The organism is Nocardiopsis sp. LDBS1602 (genome assembly GCF_035818715.1).
GTDB lineage: Bacteria > Actinomycetota > Actinomycetes > Streptosporangiales > Streptosporangiaceae > Nocardiopsis > Nocardiopsis alba.
Genome location: NZ_JAYLVW010000009.1, coordinates 24,949 through 44,537 on the forward strand (window position 1 = coordinate 24,949; position 19,589 = coordinate 44,537).

The 19,589-nt window shown below is 69.3% G+C and carries 15 protein-coding genes; 1 reads left to right on the forward strand and 14 read right to left on the reverse strand.

Annotated elements, in window-relative coordinates:
- Window positions 1-43: 43 nt before the first annotated feature.
- Window positions 44-976, reverse strand: coding sequence for a GDSL-type esterase/lipase family protein (locus U9J66_RS21615; protein ID WP_014910205.1), 933 nt, complete (start codon window positions 974-976; stop codon window positions 44-46).
- Between the two features lie 90 nt (window positions 977-1,066).
- The gene (locus U9J66_RS21620; RefSeq protein WP_042282806.1) at window positions 1,067-1,867 is read right to left on the reverse strand and encodes a fumarylacetoacetate hydrolase family protein; all 801 of its coding nucleotides are present in this window, start codon (window positions 1,865-1,867) and stop codon (window positions 1,067-1,069) included.
- Window positions 1,868-2,109: 242 nt separating this feature from the next.
- On the opposite strand from U9J66_RS21620, the gene U9J66_RS21625 reads away from it, so the two are divergent.
- Entirely contained in the window at window positions 2,110-2,880 is a 771-nt protein-coding gene (locus U9J66_RS21625; RefSeq protein ID WP_014910727.1) for a DUF3152 domain-containing protein, read from the forward strand.
- A gap of 82 nt (window positions 2,881-2,962) precedes the next feature.
- Here U9J66_RS21625 and U9J66_RS21630 read toward each other — a convergent pair whose 3' ends face one another.
- The 12 genes from U9J66_RS21630 to ilvC all read right to left on the reverse strand — a co-directional run bounded on the left by U9J66_RS21630 (window position 2,963) and on the right by ilvC (window position 19,548).
- Entirely contained in the window at window positions 2,963-4,363 is a 1,401-nt protein-coding gene (locus tag U9J66_RS21630) for an ABC transporter substrate-binding protein (protein ID WP_041561861.1), read from the reverse strand.
- A 30-nt stretch (window positions 4,364-4,393) separates the two neighbouring features.
- Window positions 4,394-5,272, reverse strand: a complete 879-nt coding sequence (locus tag U9J66_RS21635) for a carbohydrate ABC transporter permease (RefSeq protein ID WP_014912483.1) — start codon at window positions 5,270-5,272, stop codon at window positions 4,394-4,396.
- The gene (locus U9J66_RS21640) at window positions 5,269-6,216 is read right to left on the reverse strand and encodes a carbohydrate ABC transporter permease (RefSeq protein ID WP_014909139.1); all 948 of its coding nucleotides are present in this window, start codon (window positions 6,214-6,216) and stop codon (window positions 5,269-5,271) included. Before U9J66_RS21640 ends, U9J66_RS21635 begins: the two co-directional genes overlap by 4 nt.
- A gap of 346 nt (window positions 6,217-6,562) precedes the next feature.
- Complete coding sequence (gene cimA / locus U9J66_RS21645) at window positions 6,563-8,173, reverse strand: citramalate synthase (protein WP_017535467.1); 1,611 nt, start codon at window positions 8,171-8,173, stop codon at window positions 6,563-6,565.
- A gap of 378 nt (window positions 8,174-8,551) precedes the next feature.
- Complete coding sequence (locus U9J66_RS21650) at window positions 8,552-9,667, reverse strand: branched-chain amino acid aminotransferase (RefSeq protein WP_017535466.1); 1,116 nt, start codon at window positions 9,665-9,667, stop codon at window positions 8,552-8,554.
- Window positions 9,668-9,882: 215 nt separating this feature from the next.
- Complete coding sequence (locus U9J66_RS21655; protein ID WP_017535465.1) at window positions 9,883-10,947, reverse strand: 3-isopropylmalate dehydrogenase; 1,065 nt, start codon at window positions 10,945-10,947, stop codon at window positions 9,883-9,885.
- Between the two features lie 564 nt (window positions 10,948-11,511).
- Window positions 11,512-12,597, reverse strand: a complete 1,086-nt coding sequence (locus tag U9J66_RS21660; RefSeq protein ID WP_326338511.1) for a hypothetical protein — start codon at window positions 12,595-12,597, stop codon at window positions 11,512-11,514.
- Between the two features lie 16 nt (window positions 12,598-12,613).
- A complete protein-coding gene (locus U9J66_RS21665) occupies window positions 12,614-14,176 on the reverse strand; it encodes a glycosyltransferase family A protein (RefSeq protein WP_042282813.1) in 1,563 nt (520 codons plus the stop codon).
- The gene (locus U9J66_RS21670) at window positions 14,173-16,113 is read right to left on the reverse strand and encodes a glycosyltransferase family 2 protein (protein ID WP_161111298.1); all 1,941 of its coding nucleotides are present in this window, start codon (window positions 16,111-16,113) and stop codon (window positions 14,173-14,175) included. Before U9J66_RS21670 ends, U9J66_RS21665 begins: the two co-directional genes overlap by 4 nt.
- The gene (locus tag U9J66_RS21675; protein WP_326338513.1) at window positions 16,110-16,532 is read right to left on the reverse strand and encodes a hypothetical protein; all 423 of its coding nucleotides are present in this window, start codon (window positions 16,530-16,532) and stop codon (window positions 16,110-16,112) included. The genes U9J66_RS21670 and U9J66_RS21675 overlap by 4 nt, the downstream gene beginning before the upstream one ends.
- A 215-nt stretch (window positions 16,533-16,747) precedes the next feature.
- The gene (gene serA / locus U9J66_RS21680; RefSeq protein WP_014910056.1) at window positions 16,748-18,337 is read right to left on the reverse strand and encodes a phosphoglycerate dehydrogenase; all 1,590 of its coding nucleotides are present in this window, start codon (window positions 18,335-18,337) and stop codon (window positions 16,748-16,750) included.
- A gap of 215 nt (window positions 18,338-18,552) precedes the next feature.
- The gene (gene ilvC, locus U9J66_RS21685; RefSeq protein ID WP_014913623.1) at window positions 18,553-19,548 is read right to left on the reverse strand and encodes a ketol-acid reductoisomerase; all 996 of its coding nucleotides are present in this window, start codon (window positions 19,546-19,548) and stop codon (window positions 18,553-18,555) included.
- Window positions 19,549-19,589 lie beyond the last annotated feature (41 nt).

Below are 19,589 nucleotides of genomic sequence, written 5' to 3' on the forward strand. Positions count from 1 at the left end.
GGTATCGGTGGCCCGAGATGACCTGTGGGAAGTCGTCGCCTCCTCAGGGTGCGGCCGTGCCCTCACCACCGGCCTCCGCCGGAGCGATCGGCAGGGGGCGCGGGTACCCCGGGCCCAGGCCGAACTCACGGGACAGGGCGTCGGCGAACCCCGCCGCGATCTTGATCTCCCCGGAGTCGTCGGGGTGGGTCCCGTCGTAGGTGTCGGTCTCCACGTCCCACTTCTCGGCGCCGGCCAGGTCGAAGGAGACCACCGGGGACTCGGGGGTGGACAGTTCGGCCGAGAGTTCGCGCACCAGTTCGTTGTAGACGTACAGACGCAGGGCGAACCCCTGGTCCTGGTCGGCGATGACGGTGGGCGGGGCCTCGGCGAAGAGGATCCTGATCTTCGGGGAGGCCGACCGGGCACCGGCCACGTAGGCGCGCAGGCGCCCCTCCATCTCCTCGGCGGTGATGGGGTGCAACAGGTCGTTGATGCCGATCATGACGCACAACACGTCCGGTCGGTACACGGCGACGTCCCGGGTGATCGTGGTGGACGCGTCGGCCAGGGTGCGCCCCCAACGGGCGTTGTGGTCCTGGTCGAAGTCGGGGTCCAGGTACTCCACGCCCTCGGGGTCGCCCTCCGGGGCCCCCGGGGTCGGCTCGTTCCCGAACAGCTCCGGCGGAACGATCTGTTCGGGGGTGGCGGGGGCGCTGAAGGGACCCACGAAGTCCAGCCCCTCCACATGCGGTTCCAGGTGGTTCCACAGGTGGTAGCGCCAGGTCCGGTCGCCGTCGGCCCCGTGGGTCATCGAGTCCCCGGCGAGCATCAACCGCACCTGGCCCCTCCCCTCCCAGGGCGCGGCCTCGGTGTCCTCCTCCGAGAGGGACGAGGGGCGATTGATCAGCCAGAGACCGGCCCCCACCACGGCCAGGACCAGGGTGAGGGCCCCGGTCAGGACCAGGGGGCGGATACGGCGACGTCCGGTGGCCAAGTCTCGACCTTCCGTTCGGTCGGGACCGGAGTGCGGCCCCGAGAGGTGGGCCGTACGCGGGCACGAGGCCCGCGCACGGCGTGTTCGGGGTCAGTCCCGGGCGACCACCCGGTTGCTGATGGTGCCCAGCCCCTGGACGGTGACGGACACCTCCTGGCCGATGGAGACGGGTCCGACCCCGGCGGGGGTGCCGGTCAGGACCACATCACCCGGGAGGAGCGTCATGAACGAGCTGACGTAGGAGATGATGCCCGGAATGTCGTGGATGAACTGTGACGTACGCCCGTTCTGGCGCGTCTCGCCGTCCACCGTGGTGGTGACCTCCAGGTCCTGCGCCTCCTCGATGCTCAACCCCGTGGTGATCCACGGGCCGATCGGGCAGAAGGAGTCGAAGCCCTTGGCCCGGGTCCACTGCTTGTCCTTCTTCTGAAGGTCGCGCGCGGTGACGTCGTTGGCCACCGTGTATCCGAAGATCACGTCCTTGACCCGCTCGCGCGGCACCTCCCGGCAGGGCCGGGAGATGACGATGGCCATCTCGCCCTCGAAGTCGACCCTCTCGGAGATCGACGGGTGGAAGATGGGGTCGTTCGGTCCGGAGACCGCCGTGGAGGGCTTGAGGAAGACCACCGGCTCCTCGGTGCTCTCCCCTGTGATCTCCTTCATCTCCGCGACGTGTTCCGCGTAGTTCTTGCCGATGCACACGACCTTGGTCGGCAGCACCGGCGACAACAGCCGCACGTCGGCGAGCGCGGCACGCTCACCGGTGAGTTTGATGTCCCCGAGGAGAGGGTGACCGCTCAGTCGTGCGATGAAGTCCTCTCCGCTGTCCGTGTCCGTCTCGACCAGACCGAAACCGACCTCGTCGCCGGCCGCGAAACGTGCGATACGCACCTGATTCCTCCCAGCAGCCCTCTGCTCTCACTGTCCGTTCGAAGCGTAACGGGGTCGGGAGCACCACCGTGTCCGCAGGTCTGCTCCGCGCGGGCGGGGAACTCTGGCATGCTGGGTTTCGTTGTCCGAAACTCCCGGGAGCAAGCACCCGGAGGCCGCGGTCACGACCATCATCGAGAGGTTCAAGCCCCGTGCCCACTCGCAGTCCCCGCGCCAAGCACCGTAGGCGTCGCAGGTACCCCATGGGTCTGGCTCTCGGCCTGTGTCTGGTCTCGGGGGCCTCCGCCGTGTTGATGGTGAGCGTGCCCCCTCCGGACACCGGCACGGACCACACCGAGGAGACCTCGGCCGAGGGGCCGTTCGGCGACGGGAACCTGGACGAGAGCGCCCGCCCCGCCCCCTCCACCTCCGCCGAGAACGACCCGAGCGCCTCCCCCTCGGACGAGGACCTTCCGGTGCTGTTGCGCTCCGTCGAGAAGGAGGTCGACAGCGCCGACGGCGAGTTCTCGGTGATGAAGGGCGAGAGCGAGGTCATGGGCGAGGGCCCGCTGACCACCTTCGCCGTCGAGTTCGAGAAGGGGCTGCCCGGTAAGAAGGCCGACTTCTCCGACGCGGTCGAGGAGATCCTGGGGGACCCGCGCAGCTGGGGTGAGAGCGGCGCGCGCTCGTTGCAGCGCGTGGACGGCGACGACGCCGACATCCGCGTCCTGCTGGCCGCCCCGGAGACGGTGGACCGTCTGTGCGCCCCCTTGAACACCAACGGGTTCGTCTCGTGCGCCAACGGCAACCGCGCCATCATCAACCAGAACCGCTGGGTCTCGGGCGTGGAGCACTTCGACGATGACCTGGAGACCTACCGGATCTATCTGATCAACCACGAGGTCGGCCACACCCTGGGCCACGGTCACGTGAACTGTCCCGGCGAGGGTGAGATCGCCCCGGTCATGCAGCAGCAGACCCTGGGGCTCCAGGGTTGCGAGGCGAACGGCTGGGTCGACCCCGACGCCGAGTGATCCCTTCGGAACATCGAGGGCGCACCCCCGGCGGGGGTGCGCCCTCTTCGTTCGGGCGGTGGTCGGACCCGCCCCTCACGTGTTACTCGACCGAGGCGTTGTACTCCTCGATGGTGCGCGCCACGCCGTCGGCGGCGGCGGCCATCGCGTCCTCGGCGGAGGTGTCACTGGTCAGGGCGGTCTCCCAGCCCTCCTCCGCGGCGACCCGGGCCTCGGACATGACGCCCATCATGCAGCCGGCCGTGTTCTCGTTGATCTCGGAGTCGGCGAGCTGGCTCGCGGCCACGGAGAACTGCGGGAACTCCTCGGCGCGCTCCTGCGCCTCGGCGCCCTCGTAGCCCTCGGTGTTGACCGCGAGGTAGCCGGTGCCCGCGTGCCAGGTGGACTGGGCCTCGGGGGTGAGCAGGTACTGCACGAACTCCCAGGAGCCGCGGATCTCCTCGGGGCTGTGGCCCACGCCGTTGATCCACAGGGAGGCGCCGCCGATGATGGAGCCGCCCGGGTCACCGGACTCGATCAGCGGGAAGTAGCCGGCGCCGACCTCGAAGTCGGACTGCTCGATGAAGCCGCCCAGGGAGCCGGTGGACTCCAGGGTCATGGCGGCGCGACCGGAGGTGAAGGCGGCCTGGCCGTCGTCGGTGTTACGGCCGATCTGGACGGCGAGGTCGTCCTCGATCATCTGGTCCCACCACTCGACGAGCTCGACGATCTTGGGATCGTCGAAGAGCACCTCGGTGGCGCGGCCGTCACGGCCGTTGGAGTTGTCGCAGTAGGGGGCGGCGGCGCGGGCCATGAACTGCTCGACGAACCAGCCGTACACGGCGGCGCCGAAGCCGTACTGCACGACCGTGCCGTCGTCGTCGGTGACGGTCAGCTTCTCCGCGGCCTCGCGGATCTCGGCGAGGTCCGTGGGCGGGGAGTCCGGGTCGAGGCCGGCCTCCTCGAAGGCGTCCCGGTTGATGTACATCAACGGGGTGGAGTTGTTGAAGGGGAAGGAACGCAGCTCACCGCCGACGGTGAAGTAGTTGAGCAGCGCCTCCTCGATGGGGGCGGTGTCGTAGTCGTCGGCGTCGATGAAGGACTGGGCGGGGACCGTCTGGCCCGAGTCGATCATGAACTGGGTGCCCAGGTCGTAGATCATGATGAGCTCGGCGGTGTCGCCCTGTTGGATGGCGGCGCGGTGTCCGGCCAGGGCCTCGTCGTAGTCCCCTTGGAAGGAACCGGTGACGTGCACGCGGCCCTCGTTCTGGGAGTTGAAGTCCTCGATCAGGCCGTCCAGCACCTGGCCGTTGGTGGCGTCCATGCTGTGCCAGAACTCGATCTCCACCGCTTCGTCGAGGTCGTCCAGGACCTCGGGACCGGGCGCGCTGAGATCGGCGTCGCCGGCCCCGCCGTCCTCGCTCGAACAGGCGCTGAGGAACAGGCCCAGGCTCGCGATCAGGGCCGCGGCCTTGATGCCTCTACGGCGGAAGGTGGTTGTCATCTCTTTCGTCTCCACTAAGTACTCCAAGACCTACTTGACCGCGCCCGCGGTGAGTCCTCGGACGATGAAGCGCTGCCCGAAGATCACGAGGACGAGTGTGGGGATGACCGACAGCGCGGCCCCTGCCAGAAGGAGTCCGGGGTTGGCGGCCTCGCCCGTCTTGAGGCTGTTGAGGCCGATCTGGAGGGTCTGCATCTCGGTGCTGCGGGTGATGATCAGCGGCCAGAAGTACATGTTCCAGCTGGTGATGAACACGTACATGCCGACCGCGGTCAGAGCGGGTCTGCTCAGAGGGAGCAGGATGGTCCAGAGGAACCGGAGATGGCCCATGCCGTCCATCCGGGCGGCGTCGTACAGTTCGCGGGGGAACTGCTTGAAGCTCTGCCGCAGGAGGAAGGTGCCGAAGGCGTAGGCCAGGAACGGCATGACCAGTCCGGCGTAGCTGTTGCCCAGGCCCCATCCGGTGATGGTGAGGTAGTTGGGGATGAAGGTCGCCTCGGCGGGGACCATGAGGGTGGACAGGAAGAGCGCGAAGATCACCGCGCTGCCTCGGAAGCGCAGGAACACGAACGCGTACGCGGCCAGGGCCGAGGTGCACAACTGGCTGACGGTGATGATGCCCGCCATGACCAGCGAGTTCCAGTACATGCGCGCCAGGGGGACCGCCTTGAGCGCGCCCTCGATGTTGCCGGTGTCGAAGCCGGTGGGCAACAGTCTGGACGGGAAGGTCGCCAGTTCCCGGGGCTCCATGAACGTTCCCACGAACACGTAGTAGACGGGGAACAGTACGGGGACCAAGAGCAGGGCCAGCATCAGGTACAGCAGGACGCGACCGGCGACGTGCCCGAGGGTGGGTCGGGGCCGCGACACCTTCTCGACGGTGCCCTTGCCCTCTGCGGTGAGCGTCATGAGTAGTGCACCTTCCGTTCGATGACACCGAACTGGACCACGGTGCACACCAGGACCACCAGCAGCAGGACGAGCGCCTGGGCGCTGGCCCGACCGAAGTCGCTGGTTCCGTACGCGAAGGCGTCCTGGAAGATCGAGTAGACGAGGGTGGTCGTGGATCCGACCGGTCCCCCCGCGGTGAGGATGTGGATCTGGCCGAAGCTCTGTAGGGCGTTGATCGTGGAGATGACGATCAGGAAGAAGAGCTGGGGGCCGAGCATCGGGATGGTGACGTCCCAGGCCAGGCGCGGCCCGGTGGCTCCGTCGATGCGGGCCGCCTCGTTGACCTCCTTGGGGATGGAGCCGATGCCGGCGGCGAGCACCAGCACCCCGTAGCCGAGGTTCATCCACACCGTGGTGATGCAGACGGACCACAGGGCCATCTCCTGGGAGGTCAGCCAGGGGACCTGGTCCATTCCCAGCCGGTACAGGATGCCGTTGAGCACGCTGTTGCCGGGACTGTAGAACACGGAGAAGATCACCGAGGCGCTGGCCACGGAGAAGGCGAACGGCAACGCGAAGGCGCCGCGCAGGAACCGTTGCCCCTTGATGACGCCCTCCAGGAGGAGAACGATCACGAGAGCTCCGGCGACCCCGGGAACGACCACGCCGACGGTGAAGAGCACCGTGGTCATCAGGGTCTGGCCGAACTGGGGCGTGGCCATCTCGGCGAAGTGGCTCAGGCCGACGAAGCGGCTGGGCCGACCGATGATGTCGTTGCCGTGCATCGACAGGTAGACGGTGCGCCCCAACGGATAGACCAGGAAGAGCGCGAAGACCACCGCGGAGGGAAGCAGGAAGCCCCAGGCGAGCAGGGCGTCCTTCCCTCGGCGGGCTCGTTTGTGCCGGGTACTGGAGGAGTGCGGTGACGCGACGCGACGCTCGGTCACCGGACCGGTGGTCACGCCTTTACCTCCACCCCGGGTTCGGATCTCGGGTGAGGACACGACCCGCAGTCTTCAGGGGAAGGGTGACCTGCGGATCGCGGGAGGGCGAACAGCGCGCCAACTGCGAGGCGCGCGACGGTTATATCCGGCATCTATCACCATTCGTACATATGGAACTTCCTCAAAGTTCGCAGTATCGAGTGGCTCAAGACACACTGGCTATGACCTGCCGGACAGGTCTTTCTTACCCGTAAGTAAGTTTCAAAGCTCTGACCTGCACGGGAAACAGGAGATGTACGGACGGGTGACAGAGAACGTGACACTCCTGTCACCCGCCCGATGCACTTTCCGAACCCCCTCGGGATCAGTCGCGTGGGTAGCCCTGTCGCAACAGTCCGTAGGTGATGGCCTGCTCCAACGCCACCCAGGAGGCGTCCACGACGTTGGGCCCCACGCCCACCGTCGTCCACTCCTCGCCCCCGTCGCTGAACGTGACGAGGATGCGGGTGACCGCGTCGGTGCCCGAGGCGCCCTCCAGGATGCGGACCTTGTAGTCGGTCAGTTCCAGGCCGCCCAGAGCGGTGAAGGCGTGCTCCAGCGAGCTGCGCAGGGCCCGGTCCAACGCGTTGACCGGACCGTTGCCCTCGGCCGTGGCGATGACCCGCTCGCCCTTGACCCGGAGCTTGACGGTCGCCTCGGACAGGCTCTCGTCCTCACCGGCCAACGGGCTGGAACCGGCGGTCGGACGGCGCTCGGTCAGCACCCGCCACGACTCGGTCTCGAAGTAGCGGACCGACTCCCCGAGCTCCTCCCTCAGTAGCAGCTCCAACGAGGCGTCGGCCGCCTCGAAGCTGTACCCGGACAGCTCCAGCCCCTTGATCCGCTCCACCACGCGTCCGGACAGCGCCCGGTCGTCGCCCAGGTCCAGACCCAGCTCTCGGGCCTTGAGCTCCACCGACGCGCGCCCGGCCATGTCGGAGACGAGCATGCGCATACGGTTGCCGACCAGCTCGGGGTCGGTGTGCTGGTACAGGTCCGGGTCGACCTTGATGGCGGAGGCGTGCAGCCCGGCCTTGTGGGCGAAGGCGGAGACCCCCACGTAGGGCCGGTGGGTGTCGGGGGCCAGGTTGACGATCTCCGCGATCGCGGTCGACACCCGGGTCATCTCCCCCAGGCAGCCCTCGGGAAGGATCTCCCGGCCGCGCTTGAGGGCGAGGGCGCCCACCACCGAGAACAGGTCGGCGTTGCCGACCCGCTCGCCGTAGCCGTTGGCGGTGCACTGCACGTGCGTGGCGCCGGCGTCCACGGCGGCCAGGGTGTTGGCGACGGCGCAGCCGGTGTCGTCCTGGGCGTGGATGCCCAGACGGACCCCGGTGGCCTCGCGCACCTCGGTCACCACGCGGGTGATGTCGGCGGGAAGCATGCCGCCGTTGGTGTCGCACAGGACGACCACGTCCGCCCCGGCCTCGGCCGCAGTCCGGACCACGGACAGGGCGTACTCGGGGTGGTGACGGTAGCCGTCGAAGAAGTGCTCACAGTCCACGAACACGCGTTGGCCGTGTTCGCGAAGGTGGGAGACGGTGTCGGCGATCATCGCGAGGTTCTCGTCGAGGGTCGTGCGCAGGGCACGTTCGACGTGTCGGTCGTCACTCTTGGCGACCAGAGTGACGACCGACGCGCCGCTGTCGCGCAGGGCGGCCACCTGTGGGTCGTCGGCGGCCCTCACACCGGCACGGCGGGTCGCGCCGAACGCGGTGAGCAGCGCGTGTTCCAGATCGAGCTCTTGTGAAGCCCTCCGGAAGAACTCGGTGTCCTTGGGGTTGGCCCCCGGCCATCCGCCCTCGATGAAGGCCACTCCGAAGTCGTCCAGCAGCTTCGCGATGGCCAGCTTGTCGGAGACCCGGAGGTTGATCCCCTCGCGCTGGGCCCCGTCGCGGAGCGTGGTGTCGAAGACGTGGAAACTGTCGTCCCTCATGGGTGGAACTCCCGAAGTGGTCTGGTTTAAGGCGGTCCCGGCCAACAAAAAAGACCCCTCGTGGACACGAGAGGTCAGCGCGCCGGCAGGGTCCGGATCCTTCCCTGCGCGTTCGCGGGAAGTCGTCAGCCGGCGCGCCCCTGAATAATCACGACCTGGGACGGCATGAGGCCAGTGTGCCACATGGTCACCGAGGAGGTCCTGTTCGGGGGGCAGATGTCTCACTCTACGAGATGAGAATTTCTCACTTCGGACGTATCGGGCGGCTTCCGACCGGCCTGCGCGAGGCCGCCCATCGGCCGGAACCCTCCGCCGACGACCCGGGGGAAGCGGCGTGGGCCGCCCGGAGATCCCCCGAGCGGCCCACGCCCCGCCCTCCTAGAAGCGGGTGATCCAGCCGTGCTCGTCCTTGCGCAGACCGGTCTGCAACCCGACCAGCTCCTCGCGCAGACGCATCGTGATCGGCCCGGGGGTGCCGTCGCCGATGGTGAACTCGCCGTCGTCGCTCTTGACGTGGCCGACCGGGGTGACCACCGCGGCGGTGCCGCACGCGAAGACCTCGGTCATCTCGCCGGACTCGGCCGCCTCACGCCACTCCTCGATGGAGAGCGGCTTCTCCTCCGCCGGAATACCCAGGTCGGGGGCGAGGGTGAGCAGTGATTCGCGGGTGATCCCCGGCAGCAGGGTCCCGGTGAGCGGAGGCGTGCGCAGGCGCGCGTTCTCGCCCTCGCCGAACACGAACCACAGGTTCATGCCGCCCATCTCCTCGACCCAACGGTGCTCGCGGGCGTCCAGCCACACGACCTGGTCGCAGCCCTTCTCGACCGCCTGGGACTGGGCCAGGAAGCTCGCGGCGTAGTTGCCCGCGAACTTGGCCGCGCCCGTGCCGCCGGGGGCGGCACGCGTGTAGTCCTTGGACAGCCAGACCGTCACCGGCTTGACGCCGCCGGAGAAGTAGGAGCCCACGGGCGAGGCGATGAGCAGGTAGACGTAGGTACGGGAGGGGTTGTTGACCCCCAGGCCCACGTCCGTGGAGATCATGAACGGACGGAGGTAGAGGCTGAAGTACTCCTTGGACGGGACCCAGTCCCCGTCGTGCTCCAGCAGCAGCTCGATGGACTTGAGGAAGAGCTCTTCGGGGAGGGCCGGCATCGCCATCCGCTCGGCGCTCCGGTTGAAGCGCGCCGCGTTGGCCTCCGGCCTGAAGGAGGCCAGCGAACCGTCCGGGTGGCGGTAGGCCTTGAGCCCCTCGAAGATCTCCTGCGCGTAGTGAAGGGCGGAGGTGGCCGGGTCCAGGCTGAGCGGCCCGTACGGCTCCAGGGCCGCGTCGTGCCAGCCCTTGCCCTCTGTGTAACGGATGCTCACCATGTGATCGGTGAACACCTGACCGAACCCGGGGTTCTCCAGCAGTTCCTCACGTTCCCGCGGGGTCTTCCGCCGGTCGGAGAGCCGGATGTCGAACGTCAACCCAGTGGTGGTGGTGTTGTTGTTCATGTTGTCGGTGGTCCTCTCGGATGCAACGGGTCGGCAGCGCCGCCGACCTGGAATCTAGTGTGTCGGAAGAGCGCACCCGGTGCCAGACCAGGCCAAGGCCGCGAAAAGGGCGACGGGCGCGCCGGAGGTTCCAGACGCGCCCGTCGCAAGGGTCGTGAAGTGGTGTTCCCGCCACGGCCGCGCCTGTCGTGAAGGCAGGGCCGAAAGCGGTCGCCTCAGCCCTGCTCGGCTACTCGCGCGGCGAGGTCGTCGCCGATACGGGAGGTGGACCGGACCTCGTCGCTCTGGGCGCGGGTCTTCAGGTCGGCCGAGACCGCCGCCTCGATCCGGCGGGCCGCCTCGGGCACCCCCAGGTGGTCCAGCATGAGCGCGGCCGACAGCACGGTGGCGGTCGGGTCGGCCTTGCCCTGGCCCGCGATGTCGGGCGCCGAGCCGTGGACCGGCTCGAACATGCTGGGGAAGGTGTTGTCCGGGTTGATGTTACCGCTGGCCGCCAGACCGATACCACCGGTGATGGCCGCGCCGATGTCGGTGATGATGTCGCCGAAGAGGTTGTCGGTGACGACCACGTCGAAGCGCCCGGGCCGGTCGACGAAGAACATCGAGGCGGCGTCGACGTGGCAATAGTCCACGGCGACCTGCGGGTATTCGGCGCCGACCTCCTCGACCGTGCGCTTCCACAGCTCACCGGCGTAGGTCAGGACGTTGTCCTTGTGCACCAGGGTCAGCTGCCGACGCGGACGCTCGGCGGCCTTGGCGAAGGCGTAGCGGACCACGCGCTCGACCCCGAAACGGGTGTTGACGCTGTCCTGGGTGGCGATCTCGTGCGGGGTGCCCTTGCGCAGGACGCCACCGGCGCCGGCGTAGGGACCCTCGGTCCCCTCGCGCACCACCAGCATGTCGATGTCCTCGGGCGAGACACCGGCCAAGGGGCTGTCGACCCCCGGGAAGAGCCGGACCGGACGCAGGTTGACGTAGTGGTCGAAGTCGAAGCGCAGGCGCAGCAGCAGCCCCCGCTCCAGGACACCGCTGGGGACCGAGGGGTCTCCGACGGCGCCCAGGTAGACGGCCTCGTGTTCGCGCAGCTCGGCGGCGACCGGGTCGGGCAGCGTCTCACCGGTGCGATGCCAGAGCCTGGCCCCCAGCTCGTACTCGGTGGTCTCGATGGCCAGGTCGTGCTGGGCGGCGACGACCCCCAGCACCTTGAGGCCCTCGGCGACGACCTCGGGACCGATTCCGTCCCCGGGGATGACGGCCAGTTTCACGGTGCGCGCTGCCATACGGACTGCCTTCGACTCGGAGGCGACCCCACCGGCGATTTCTCACATGGCGAGATCGAATGAACAGTAGGTGAGACAACTGTACCGGCCCCGCGGACCGGCACAGCCCCTTTCCCCCTACTCGCGTCTCAGCAACGGCGATTGAGCGCGTCCTGGAGAGCGCGAGCGATCTCGTCGTCGGTGTCGGGCGTGGACGGGTACTCGATCATGTCGTACATGTGATCCTCCAAGTACGGTGAGCGACGGCCCGAAAGGCACGGAACGGCCGTTCGCGTTCGACGTTGAGGAGCGCCCACCGTTCCCGGGCGGTCGAGGCCGGGCGGCACGGACGGGCGCGGGTCGTGGGCGACGACGTCCACGACGACGAAGGAGTCAGGGCCCCACCCGGCGGGATCGTCTGCCGGGACCGCCCGCGCGGGCCCCGGTGGGGGCGGGCGCGACGGCGAGCCATGATGCGCGACACGGAGGCCGACACCACCGATCTCCTAGGACGTCAGAATATCGGATGTCCAACTATATGACCAGAGGTTCTCAATATGTGAGACACCTCTTCGTCTTCGCCGCTCAGAGAGGGCGCCGGCCCAACAGCAACCGGGACCACCGGCCCCCCGTCAGAGCCCACAGCCTCCGCTCCCAGAGCTCGGCCGCGGCCCGCGCCCCGGCCGCCCTCCTCGACGCCTCCTCCATCAGCCTCCGGCGCTCCTCCGCCCTCGGAAGATCGACGTCCTCGGAGAGCTCACCGTCCCGCACCGTGTACGTCCGCACCAGGGCGTCGATACCGCTCTCGGCCACACCCGCCCGACGGGCCCGCGCGAACACCACCGTGCGTTCCCAGCGCCACCCGCCGTCGCCGACCACCAGTCCGTGTCCGCGCTCCGAGCAGATCAGGAACAACCGCTCCAACGCGTCCTCGCGAGGTCGGACACCCACCGGCGGGAACAGACGGAAGGGAACGTCCGGGTCCCTCTCGGGGATCTCCTCCAGGAACCGCACCCTCCCCTCACAGCGGTAGTGCTCCCGGACCAGCCGCGGATCCAGGTCCGGGTCGTCGATCGTGGTGTGCCGTCCCTCCCCCAACCGTCGCCAGTCGCCCACCAGGGTGATCCGAAGGTCGCCGGTCCGGCCCATGAGCAGGGCGTCGACCGTCTCCATCACCCGCTCCGCCGACGCTCCGGCCGTGTCGACGACGACGTCCACGAACGGGACCCGCCACGTCCGGGTCGGCCGTGCCCTCCGCGAGGGGGCCAAGGGGATCCGGTCCACCGAGGCGAACCCGGTCTCCACGTCCGTCACCGAGCGCCGACCGGGACCCGCGACGAAACGCGCTCCGCGCTGGTACAGGCGGTAGGCGAGCTCCTCGACCGTCTCGTCTCCCCCGTACGGCTCCCCGAGCTCCTCGACCCACGTCCCGGCGAAGGACAGGGAGGCCCCCGGGCACGCCTCCCACGGCCGTTCCGCCCCGTCGACCTCGGCGGGGTCGGCCCCGCCCACCACCACGGTGTTCTCGGGAGGTGGCGCGAGCGCGCTCGTCACCGCCGGTCCCGTCCCGTCCTCTCGGGCCGGAACGAACACCGTCCCCGCCCGCGCCTTCTCCAGCCCCGCGTACGGAACGCGCCCTCCGACCGGAGGGACCACCGTCACCCCGTCCATGGTCACCGTCCCCTCGTCAACCGAGCGCCCTGAGCACACGCCGTCCCGTCCCCGTCCCGGTCAACCACCGGTGGCGGCGTTTCCACCGGTCGGCGCACGACCGCCACGACGCGGCCTCCCGTTCGGTCTCCTCCAGGCGTGTCCGCCATTCCTCCGCCCCCTCCCTCTCCTCGGGCTCCTCCACGTCCTCCTCCGGGTCGAGCAGGGAGGTGCCGTCCATCCAGCGCACACCGGCCACCTCGTCGACCAGCCGGTCGACGTCGGCGTCCCCCTCCGCCAGATGCCGTGCCCGGGCGAAACTCGAAAGGCGCTCCAGCCTGGGACCCTCGGGCCCGCCCCGGGGCATCGCGGCACGGACCAGACCCGCCTTGGTCAGCCGCGCCTGGCGCAGCATCTCGCCCACCGCGTCCGGGGCGAACGCGAACCCCGGGCGCGTCCACAGGACGAACGGCACGTCGAGATCGGGTTCGGGCGGGCTCGTCCGGAACCTCGTCCTCGGATCGCTCTCCAGGTAGGCCCGCAACGCGGGAAGACCGTCCCCGCGCCCCTCCCACGGCCGATCGGCCACCAGGGTGATGCGCAGATCCGTGGTCGTCCCGCCCAGCAGGCGGTCCACGGTGTCCGCCACCAGCGCCGACGGAACGTCGCCGATCTCCATCACCACGTCCACCATCGGCACCTGCCAGCTGCGACCGGTGATCCTCTCCCGATCCGCCGTCAGGGGCAGACGGTTGCCGACGAAGGGGGCCCGATACCGGAAGCCCTCCTCACGCCGCCGCTGCATCTGGGGCAGCCCCAGATGCAGGCTTCCGCTGTCGGGGTCCGGCAGGAAGACCGCCCCCTGTCGCGCGAGCCGATACGCCAGGTGGGTGTCCTCCCCCAACACCAGCTCGGGGTCGGAACCTCCGGAACGGCGGTACAGGTCCCGTCCCATCGAGTTCGTGGCCCCGATGAAGTTCCGGTAGGCCGTGTGCCCCGCCCGACGCAGGCGCCCGGTGCGGCGATAGGACTCGACCAGCCACTCCATCTCCTCGCCGTCGCCGAACAGCCCCTGAGCGGTGCCCTCGCGGACCGCGGCCGCCACCTCCTCCGGCCCCGGACCGCCCGGTCCGTGCTCCACGAACCTCAGGCCACCGATGACCACCACGTAGTCGGCCAGGTGATGCCACCGCATCTGGGATTCCACATGGTCTCGAAAGGCCACCATGTCGGCGTCCAGACGCAGCAGGACCGTCCCGTCCGCCACCGCGATCCCGGAACGGACCGCGTGCCCGGGCCCCCACCCGCCGGGGCCGGAGGGCACGAGGACGGTGTTCTCCGGCCGCAGATCCGGCAACCGCAGGGGCGGATCGCTGCCGTCGTCGACCACCACGACCTGGGTCAGCGACGACGGATAGGTCTGGGCGGTCAGCGACGCCAGGGTCAGGTCCAGCCGTTCCTGTCCGCCGTGCGCCGGGATCACCACGCTCACGTCCAGCCGAGGGGTCCATTCCCCCGACGGCGGGGGTTCGAGAGCCCCGTGATCGTTCAGTCTCAGAAGCGGACGGGGCACCGTCCACGCGCCGACGTCGACCGTCACCGTCCACCTCCGACGAGCTCGTGCTCGCTGGGTTCCAGGAGGGCGCTGGGGCGCCATCCCGGCCACTGCGCCCGCACCGTCCCCTTCAGGAAGTACCCCGAGCCGACCTTCCAGGTGTGCCCGCCGGACCTGCGGCGGAGCACGTAGTTACAGCCGTGGGTGCGATAGAGCCGACCGCCCATGAGCTCCACCCCGGCGAGGAACTGCGTGTCCTCCGAGGTCGGGATGGGGCGGAACCCCCCGGTCTCCTCCCACACCCTGCGGTCCATCATCAGCGTCCCGCCGCCGAGACGACGCGACGCGCGTTCGCTCTCGCCCAAGGGCAGCCGCACCGTCATGTCGAGCTCCTCCAGGTAGACGAACTCGGCGGCGTTGCCCACCACGTCGGCCCCCGAATACGAGCGCGCCAACACCAGATCGGCCAGATGGTCGGGCCCGTACCAGTCGTCGTCGTCCATCTTGGCGACCAGGTCGCCGCCCGCCCTGAGCACGGCGCGGTTCAGGATCGAGCCCAGCGGAAGCGCGGGATCGGCCTCGTAGGCGATCACCCGTCCGCCCCGTTCCCGATGGTCGGCCACCGCCTCGCCCACCCCCGGCGCGTCGAGGTCGAAACCGTGCATGCCCAGGACCAGTTCCACGTCCACACCGCGCTGCCGGGCCACCTGCCCCAACGCGAACGGCACCATGTGGGGCCTGCGGGTGCACAACACCACCGAGACCGTCGGCTCCGCCGGCAGATCCACCCCGGTGATCTCTCCCAACCGCCGCCAACGGGCCCGGGCGCCGTGGGCCCGCAACGCCGCCCGCCGCAGACGAACGCTGTGCTCCTCCCGGCGCAGCGGGTCCCGCATGTCCTTCAGACAGACCGAGGACATCAGCGCACGAAGGGGTTCTCCCAGGCAGGACGCCCAGCTCGGTCCCGGGTCGCCCAGCAGGGGGACACCCGCCGCCGCGAACGCGGCGACGGCCCTCACCGAGGCCAAGGGGCCGCTGTGACGTCCCCACTCCACCCGGATCGTGCGCAGATCGCGCACGGCCTCGATGTCGGCGTCGGTGACGGTGCCGTCGTCGGGCAGGCGTCGACGCACCCGCCCGTTGACCACCAGGGCCCATCGGCCCTCCCGGGAGACCAGACGTCCCGAACGGCCCTCGGTGTCCTGGACGAACCCCGTGGGGTTGATCATCGTCTCGTCCAGAGGCGGTACGTCGTCGACCTCGAACCCGCCCCGAGGCCGCGGAACCGCGCCGGGACGGCCCAGGGCCCGCCACCTCGAATCCTCCAGGCTCCACCGGCGCAGCCTCGGTGTCACGGGCTCCGCCGGATCGTGTTCGGCCCCGGCCGTACCCACGTCCAGGATCGCGTCCACCTCGTCCATCCCGCCCGCGAGGGCGTCACCGGGACGCCACACGCCCGCGTCCCGCCCCCTCGCCGCCACCAGCGGTCCCGTCGCCGTCCCTCGACGACCGCCCGCCAGCCCGTGTGACAGGGCGGTGACGACCTCCGCCAACGACACGGGACGGGTGAGGAGGAGTTCGACCGACCATCCGGCGTCGGGGACCCTCTTGATCCGGGCGTCCAAGAGCCCGGTCCACCGCCCGGTCCCGGGGACCATGGGAAAGGGCGGCGGTAGGTGTTCCGCCGCCCTGCGCACGATGACGGTGAAGCGGGCGGCGCGCACGGGACCGGCGACCACGGGGACCGCCCGGCGCAGATCCGTGGGCGTCCCCACCACCAGCACGACCTGCTCGAACGGGTGGGGAGGGTCGTCCGGTCCGAAGACCTCGTCGACGCTCCGTCGCCCCAGGTCCACCACCGTGTCCCGACGCCCGAAGCGCACCCGGTCGATCCCCCCTGCCGTCCCCGAGCCCAGATGACAGGCCAGAAGGGGACCGGGATGTCGACGGTGCAGGGCGTCTCGCCACACCTCCGCGATCACAACATCACCCGGGAGCCGTCCCCCGAACGCTCCGTCTCGATCTCGACCACCATCCGGCCGGCGGAGGCTCCGCAGGAGCACGGGGTCGCCTCCCGCTTCAGACGCTCCTCCACCCGCCCCATGAGAACGACCAGCTCGTCCGCCCGGCCGATGAGTTCGGCCCGATTCTCCCCGGCGATCTCGGAGATGTCCCGAACCTGCCGATCGAGCCCGGAGCGCAACCGTCGGACCTGACGATCGGTCCGGCGGAGCAGGAACACGACCAGGAGCGTCGCGGCGAGTACCGCCGCGCACGCCGACAACTGCACCGCCGGGACCAGGCCCAGCAGCCCTCGGTGGACAAGGAACCCGACACCGCAACCTCCGAGCGAAAAAGCCCCCGCCGCTGCGACCAGAAGACGCGAACGTGAACGACGCACGACTCCCCCCAACACACGCTGAGACGTCACGACGGCCGCGCCGTCGCATCGATCCCCTTCAGGATCACGCAGGTCAGCGCGTTATCAAGGAAGAGAGGAAGCGGGAGAGCACTGGACATTCACGGAGATTCGTCCCCGGATGTACGAAGGGCCGTGCCCCCGAAGGAGACACGGCCCGAACCGATCCGCACGACGGATCCGGAGCATGGGAGGACTCAGTCCTCCAGGTCGATCTGACGGGCGATCTCGGCGTCGATCTCACCGGAGATCGACGTGAGGATCTCGTCCGGAACGGCGGAGTCGACGGTCAGCGCGATCAGCGCCTTGCCGCCCTCCTTGTCCCGGATGACCTGCATACCGGCGATGTTGACCTCGGCGTCGCCGAGCAGGGCGCCGACCTTGCCGACGATGCCGGGGCGGTCCTCGTAGGAGAGGAACACCATGTGCTCGTCGAGGCCGATCTCCATCGTGTAGTTGTTGATCTCCACCAGCTTCTCGACCTGGCGGGGGCCGGTGAGCGTGCCCGACACCGACACCCGGGTGCCGTCGGCCAGCACGCCGCGCACCGAGATCAGGTTGCGCCAGTCGCTGCTGTCGTCGCTGGTGACGAGGTTCACCTCGACGCCGCGTTCCTTGGCCAGAAGCGGAGCGTTCACGAAGGTCACCGGGTCCTCGACGACGTCGGTGAACACGCCCTTGAGGGCCGCGAGCTCCAGGACCTTGACGTCGTGGGCGGCGATCTCACCGCGCACCTCGACGTCGATACGGGCGGCGAGCGCGCCGGCCAGGGAGGTGAAGACCCGACCGAGCTTCTCGGTGAGCGGCAGACCCGGCTTGATCTCCTCGGCCACACCGGTGCCCTGGACGTTCACCGCGTCCGGCACGAACTCGCCGGACAGGGCGAGCTTGACCGAACGGGCGACCTGCGTGCCCGCCTTCTCCTGGGCCTCGGTGGTGCTGGCGCCCAGGTGGGGGGCGACGACCACGTTCTCGAACTCGAACAGCGGGCTGTCGGTGTTGGGCTCCTTGGCGAACACGTCGATGCCCGCGCCGGCCACGCGCTCCTCCTTGAGGGCACGGTAGAGGGCGTCCTCGTCGAGGATGCCGCCGCGCGCGGCGTTGATGATCCGCACGGAGGGCTTGACCTTGGACAGCGCCTCGTCGCCGATCAGGCCGAGCGTGTCCTTGTTCTTGGGCAGGTGGATGGTGATGAAGTCGCTGCGCTCGAGCAGGTCGTCCAGCGTGGTCATCTCCACACCGATCTGCGCGGCGCGGGCGGGCTGCACGAACGGGTCGTAGGCGATGACCTTGGTACCGAACGCCAGCAGCCGTTGGGCGACCAGGGCGCCGATCCGGCCGAGGCCGACCACGCCGACGACCTTCTCGTACAGCTCCACACCCGTGTACTTCGAACGCTTCCACTCACCGTGGACGAGGGCGTTGTGGGCGGGGGCGGTGTTGCGCGCGCTGGCGAGCAGCAGGTTGATGGCCTGCTCGGCGGCGCTGATGATGTTGGAGGTGGGGGCGTTGACCACGAGCACGCCCGCCTTGGTGGCGGCGTCGACGTCGACGTTGTCCAGGCCCACACCGGCGCGGGCCACGACCTGGAGGTGGCCGGCGGCCTCGAGGGCCTCGGCGTCCACCTGGGTGGCGCTGCGCACGATCAGGGCGTCGACGTCGGCGATGGCCGGAAGCAGTTGGGACCGGTCCGCTCCGTCAACGTGGCGCACTTCGAAGTCGTCTTCGAGGAGCGCGATTCCTGCGGGCGAGAGCTTTTCCGCGACGAGTACGACGGGTTTGGTCACAACGGTTCCTTTTCGGGTGGATACGACCCGATCGCGCAGGTGGAGGCGCTGCCCGGATCGGGTGTGACGGCCTTTCCAAAGTCTATCGCCGGGGTAGGGAAGCCCGTCGGGCGGATGGGGCGCCCCGCAGGGAAAGATGTCTCACCCTCCCCGGCCATACGCCGTCGGGGAGGGGCGCACGCCCCTCCCCGACGGCCGTCGTCCCGACAGGCGGGCTAGGCCTTGAGCCAGCTCATCAGCGGACGCAGTTCGGCGCCCACCTTCTCGATCTGCTCGTTCTGCTCGGCCTCGCGGCGCTTGCCGAAGGTGGGCTGACCGGCGTCGAACTCGGCCATGAGCTCCTTGGCGTAGCTGCCGTCCTGGATCTCACCGAGGATCTTGCGCATCTCCTCGCGGGTCTGCTCGGTGATCAGGCGCGGACCGCGGGTGTAGCCGCCGTACTCGGCGTTGTCCGAGATGGACCAGTTCATCTTGGAGATGCCGCCCTCGTACATGAGGTCGACGATCAGCTTGAGCTCGTGCAGGCACTCGAAGTAGGCGATCTCCGGCTGGTAGCCCGCCTCGACGAGGGTCGCGAAACCGGCCTTGACCAGCTCCTCGGTGCCGCCGCACAGAACGGCCTGCTCACCGAAGAGGTCGGTCTCGGTCTCCTCGGTGAAGGTGGTCTTGATGACGCCGGCCTTGGTGCCGCCGATGCCCTTGGCCCAGGACAGGGCCAGGTCCCAGGCCTGTCCGCTGGCGTCCTTCTCGACGGCGACCAGGCAGGGGACGCCGCGACCGGCCTCGTACTGACGACGGACCAGGTGACCGGGGCCCTTGGGGGCGACCATGGCGACGTCGACGCCCTCGGGGGCCTGGATGAGGCCGAAGCGGATGCTGAAGCCGTGCGCGAAGAACAGGGCGTTCCCGGGCTCCAGGTTGGGGGCGATCTCGTTGGTGTAGAGGTCGCGCTGGATGTGGTCCGGGACCAGGATCATGATGACGTCGGCCTCGCGGGTGGCCTCCGCGGGGGTGAGGACCCGCAGGCCCTCCTCCTCGGCCTTGCCGCGGCTCTTGGAGCCCTCGGCCAGACCGATCCGGACGTCCACACCCGAGTCCCGCAGCGACAGCGCGTGCGCGTGGCCCTGGCTGCCGTAACCGATCACGGCGACCTTCTTGCCCTGGATGAGCGCGAGGTCCGCGGCGTCGTCGTAGTACATCTGTGCTGCCACTTGGGGTTACTCCTTGTTTCTACGTTCTTGGGGGCTCGGGG

What these genes read in the sequence shown, in the direction of transcription:
- U9J66_RS21625 (WP_014910727.1), top strand. Translation starts at nt 2,110, where the DNA reads ATGGGTCTGGCTCTCGGCCTGTGTCTGGTCTCGGGGGCCTCCGCCGTG.
- U9J66_RS21630 (WP_041561861.1), bottom strand. Translation starts at nt 4,363, where the DNA reads ATGACAACCACCTTCCGCCGTAGAGGCATCAAGGCCGCGGCCCTGATC.
- U9J66_RS21635 (WP_014912483.1), bottom strand. Translation starts at nt 5,272, where the DNA reads ATGACGCTCACCGCAGAGGGCAAGGGCACCGTCGAGAAGGTGTCGCGG.
- cimA (WP_017535467.1), bottom strand. Translation starts at nt 8,173, where the DNA reads ATGAGGGACGACAGTTTCCACGTCTTCGACACCACGCTCCGCGACGGG.
- U9J66_RS21650 (WP_017535466.1), bottom strand. Translation starts at nt 9,667, where the DNA reads ATGAACAACAACACCACCACCACTGGGTTGACGTTCGACATCCGGCTC.
- U9J66_RS21655 (WP_017535465.1), bottom strand. Translation starts at nt 10,947, where the DNA reads ATGGCAGCGCGCACCGTGAAACTGGCCGTCATCCCCGGGGACGGAATC.
- U9J66_RS21660 (WP_326338511.1), bottom strand. Translation starts at nt 12,597, where the DNA reads ATGGACGGGGTGACGGTGGTCCCTCCGGTCGGAGGGCGCGTTCCGTAC.